The 4,944-nt window shown below is 62.8% G+C and carries 3 protein-coding genes; all 3 read left to right on the forward strand.

What is annotated here, in order from left to right; translation table 11 throughout:
- Positions 1 to 127: 127 nt before the first annotated feature.
- The 3 genes from KFF05_07345 to KFF05_07355 are packed head-to-tail and all read left to right on the forward strand — an operon-like array spanning position 128 to position 4,770.
- Positions 128 to 3,049, forward strand: a complete 2,922-nt coding sequence (locus tag KFF05_07345; GenBank protein ID UTW53159.1) for a molybdopterin oxidoreductase family protein — start codon at positions 128 to 130, stop codon at positions 3,047 to 3,049.
- A gap of 1 nt (position 3,050) precedes the next feature.
- Complete coding sequence (locus KFF05_07350) at positions 3,051 to 3,794, forward strand: 4Fe-4S dicluster domain-containing protein (GenBank protein UTW53160.1); 744 nt, start codon at positions 3,051 to 3,053, stop codon at positions 3,792 to 3,794.
- A gap of 28 nt (positions 3,795 to 3,822) precedes the next feature.
- Positions 3,823 to 4,770 (forward strand): dimethyl sulfoxide reductase anchor subunit, encoded by a 948-nt coding sequence (locus KFF05_07355; GenBank protein UTW53161.1) that lies wholly within the window; start codon positions 3,823 to 3,825, stop codon positions 4,768 to 4,770.
- Positions 4,771 to 4,944 lie beyond the last annotated feature (174 nt).

A 4,944-nucleotide genomic window follows, 5' to 3' on the forward strand; every position in this document is an offset into this window, starting at 1 on the left:
AATATGCCTGTCTGGAAACAAGAGGGGCGCGGCGTTCCTGGGCTGATTGACAGCCCAGGGGTGGACCGTTAGCAATCGTGCCAGATCAACAGCCGAGGCCACGGCGCCTCCATCGGGGTTGGAAACAATGGCGTCGAACGACGATAAAAAGACCACAAGCGGACATACCGCCACGAACGGGCATACGGAAAGCCCGGTCGACACCTCGCCCGAGGTCGCCGACGAAATCAAATGCACCACCTGCTACATGTGCGCCTGTCGCTGCGGCATCAAGGTGCATCTGAAGAATGGCCAGATCAGGTATATCCAGGGTAACCAGGAGCACCCGATCAACAAGGGCGTGCTCTGCGCCAAGGGGTCGGCCGGAATCATGACCCAGAATTCCCCGGCCAAGCTGACCAAGCCGCTGAAGCGCGTGGGGCCGCGCGGATCCGGTGAATTCAAGGAAATCGAGTGGGAAGAAGCGCTGGAGACGGCGACGGACTGGTTGGCGCGCATCCGCGCCACCGATCCGCGCAAGCTCGCGTTCTTCACCGGTCGTGACCAGAGTCAGGCCTTGACCGGTTGGTGGGCGTCGCAGTTCGGCACGCCCAACTTCGCGGCCCATGGCGGGTTCTGTTCCGTCAACATGGCGGCTGCCGGCCTATACACCATCGGCGGCAGCTTCTGGGAATTCGGCGAACCCGATTGGGACCGCACCAAATACTTCATGATGTTCGGCGTCGCCGAAGACCACGATTCCAATCCCATCAAGATGGGGCTCAGCACGATCAAGAATCGGGGCGCGAAATTCGTTTCCGTCAACCCGGTGCGCTCGGGCTATTCGGCCATCGCCGATGAATGGGTCGGCATCCGTCCCGGCACGGACGGTCTGTTCGTGATGTCACTGATCCATCAGCTGCTGACCGCCGGCAAGATCGACGAGGACTACCTCGTCCGCTATTCCAACGCCCATTGGCTGGTGATCCAAGCCCCCGGGTCCGCCGACGACGGCCTGTTCGTGCGTGATGACGCCGGCAAGCCCGTCGCCTGGGACGGCGAGAAAAAGGCGATGGCGGATGCCAACGCCATCGACACCAAGCCGGCCTTGGTCGCCGATGTCACGCTGCCCGACGGGCGGCGCGCTGTGCCGGCCTTCCAGATCATGGCCGAGCGCTATCTGGACAAGAAATACGCCCCCGACGCCGTGGCCGAGGAAACCGGTATTCCTGTCGAAACCATCCGCCGCATCGCGGCCGAACTGGCCCAGGTCGCGTTCGAGGAAACCATCGAGATCGATCAGCCCTGGACCGATTGGGCCGGGCGCAAGCACGACAAGATGATCGGCCGCCCCGTGGCATTCCACGCCATGCGCGGCATCTCGGCCCATTCCAATGGCTTCCACACCTGCCGCGCGCTGCACGTGCTGCAGATGATCCTGGGCACCATCGATTGCCCGGGCGGGTTCCGTTACAAGCCGCCGTTCCCCAAGACGGCGCCTCCACCACTGAAGCCTACGGGCAAGCCGGGCCAAGTCGGTGCCGGGGCGCCGATGCAGGGAGCCCCCTTGGGCTTCCCGACGGGGCCGGAAGACCTGATCGTCAATGCCGACGGGACGCCCCGGCGCATCGATAAGGCCTTTTCCTGGGAATACCCGCTGTCGGCCCACGGCATGATGCACATGGTCATCACCAACGCGGCCAATGGCGACCCGTACCCCATCGATACCTTGTTCATGTTCATGGCGAACATGAGCTGGAATTCGACCATGAATTCCACAGGCGTGGCGGAAATGCTGACCGCCAGGAACGAGGAAACGGGCGAATACAAGATTCCCCGCATCATCTATTCCGATGCCTACTACTCGGAAATGGTCGCCTATGCGGATTTGATCCTGCCCGATACCACCTATCTTGAGCGCTGGGACTGCATCTCGCTATTGGATCGTCCGATCAGCTCGGCCCATGCGGCCCAGGACGCCATCCGCCAACCGGTGATCGAACCGGACCGCGACGTGCGGCCGTTCCAGACGGTGCTGCTTGACCTGGGCGTGCGCTTGGGCTTGCCGGGCATGGTCAAGACTTATGGCGAGCCTAAGTATCCGGGCGGTTATGCCGACTACATCGTCAACCACATGCGGGCTCCTGGCATCGGGTCGCTGATCGGCTGGCGGGGTAAGGACGGCGAAAAGACGGCCAGGGGTGAGGCCAACCCGGACCAGTTGAACAAGTACATCGAGAACGGCTGTTTCTTCAGCCACGAAATTCCGCCCGAGGCGCTGTATTTCAAGATGGCCAACAAGGCCTATCTGGAATGGGCAGCGGAGGCCGGGTTCATGGGCCATGCCGATCAGGTCGTGTTCCAATTGTATTCCGAACCCATGCAGCGCTTCCGTCTGGCCGCCCGCGGTCACGGGCCGAACCAGCCCCCGGAAAAGGACCGGGCGCGCATTGATGCCTATTTCGACCCCATCCCGATTTGGTACCCGCCGTTCGAGGGCTCAATGATCGATACGGACGAATTCCCGCTGCATGCTCTGACCCAGCGGCCGATGCAGATGTACCATTCCTGGGGCTCGCAGAACGCCTGGCTGCGCCAGATCACCGGGTCCAACAAGCTCTACGTGGGTATGGAAGTGGCGGCCAAACACGGGATCGAAGACGGCGACTGGGTGTGGATTGAAAGCTACCACGGCCGGGTCAAGGCGCAGGCGTCGTTGATGGACGGGGTCAACAAGCACACGGTCTGGACCTGGAACGCCATCGGCAAGCGGGCCGGGGCATGGAACCTGGACAAGGACGCCGGCGAGGCGACCAAGGGCTTCTTGCTGAACCACATCATTTCAGAACTGCTGCCGGAGCGCGCCGGTTATCGTTATTCCAATTCGGACCCGGTGACCGGGCAGGCGGCTTGGTATGACCTGCGGGTGCGCATCGAAAAGGCCGCGCCGGAAGAGGTGGCCGAAACTTGGCCTAAGCCGGCGCCCCTGACGCCGCCCCCGGGTCTTCGCAAGCGGCCGGACATTCTGCGCTATGGCGCGGATTTCAAGAAGCCGGGAGGCGGGCACTGAGATGACGACCCTACCCGCCGAAACACAAACGAAGCTGGGCCTGGTCATCGACCTGGACATCTGCGTCGGCTGCCATGCCTGCGCCGTTAACTGTAAGGAATGGAACACGGGCGGCCATATGGCGCCGCTCACGGACCTCAAACCCTATGGTGCCAAGCAGCAGGGGGTGTGGTTCAACCGCATCCATTCCTTCGAGACCCAGCGTACGGACGGCAAGCCGAACCAGACCGTGCATTTCCCGAAATCCTGCCTGCATTGCGAGGACGCCGCCTGCGTCACCGTCTGCCCGACGGGGGCCAGTTTCAAGCGCAGTGCCGACGGCATCGTGCTGGTCGACGAAACGAAGTGCATCGGCTGCAAGCTGTGTTCCTGGGCCTGCCCTTATGGGGCCCGCGAATATGATTCCGACGCCGGGGTGATGAAGAAGTGTACGCTGTGCATCGACCGTGTCTACAACAAGAACCTTCCGGAGCGGGAGCGGGTGCCGGCTTGTGTGTCGACCTGCCCGGCCAGTGCGCGTCATTTCGGTGATCTGGGTGATCCCAATTCCGACGTGTCCAAGCTGGTCGCGGCGCGGGGCGGATACGATCTGATGCCGGAAATGGGCTATAAGCCGACCAACAAGTACCTGCCGCCGCGGCCCCGCCGCGCTGATGCGGCGCCGGGCGGGCCAAAGGATCTGGCCGCCGAGCCCGGGCCCGAAAACCCCATCCTGCGCTGGGTCGACAAGGTCCTGTCCCGCTAACGCAAAAGAACTAAAGAGAACGCGCGTCATGCATCCGGCATTTTCGGTCATTTTCTTCACGGTTTCCTCCGGCGCGGGCTACGGCCTGCTGGCGCTTATGGGCGCCTTGGGCGCGGCGGGGTTGCTGCCCGCTGATCGCCTGTTCGGGTTGACCGGGATCATCCTGGCGCTGGCCGCGGTGACGGCGGGGCTGCTGTCCTCGACCTTTCACCTGGGCCATCCGGAGCGGGCCTGGCGGGCTTTCAGCCAATGGCGCTCAAGCTGGCTGTCCCGCGAAGGCGTGGCCTCCGTTTTGACCTACGGCCCGGCCCTGGCCCTGGCCGCCGTCTGGATGTGGCCGGATCGTTTTGGCGCCTATGGCCCTGCCGCCGGCGTGGCCTCTGCGGTCATGGCCTTGGTCACCATCTACTGCACGGCGATGATCTATCGCTCGCTCGCCACCATCCATCAATGGTCCAACGGATGGGTCGTGCCATCCTATCTGGTGCTTGGTCTGGCCACGGGTCTTGTTTGGTTGAACGCGCTTCTGGCCCTGTTCGGCGCGGAAAGCTATGTCGTCGCGGTGGCGTCCATGTGGGGCGTACTGGTGGCGGCGGCGATCAAGGTCTTCTACTGGCGATTCATCGATACGACCCGCCACGCGGCGACGCCGGAAAGCGCCACGGGCCTGGGGGCTTTGGGCAAGGTGCGTTATCTGGAAGGCCCGCACACGGAACAGAATTACCTGCTCAATGAAATGGGCTACCGGGTTGCTCGTAAGCACGCCCTGAAGCTGCGCCGGATCGTCCTGATCGGCGGGTATCTGGCGGCGATCTGCGCCGTCGGCGTCGGGCTCAAGGTTCAGGGCCCGGGCGAGGGCGCCCTGGCGTTGTTGGGCGCCGCGCTGGCGACGGCAGGCACGCTGGTCGAACGTTGGTTGTTCTTCGCCGAGGCCCGCCACGTGGTGACCCTCTATTACGGCGCCGACCGGGCCTGATTCCAGGCTGGGAATTCACGCCGGGATGTGATGAATATCACAGCCGGTTTATCAGGGTTTTGACATAATCCTGTCTGAAGCGTATATCTGCGCTTACAAATAAAAAGAAAAACAACAACGACTTGGGCTCCGTGATGGCATGTTGGAGCAGCCATCCGTTAGGAGTTCGACAAA

This window comes from bacterium SCSIO 12827 (genome assembly GCA_024397995.1).
Lineage (GTDB): Bacteria > Pseudomonadota > Alphaproteobacteria > Rhodospirillales > Casp-alpha2 > UBA1479.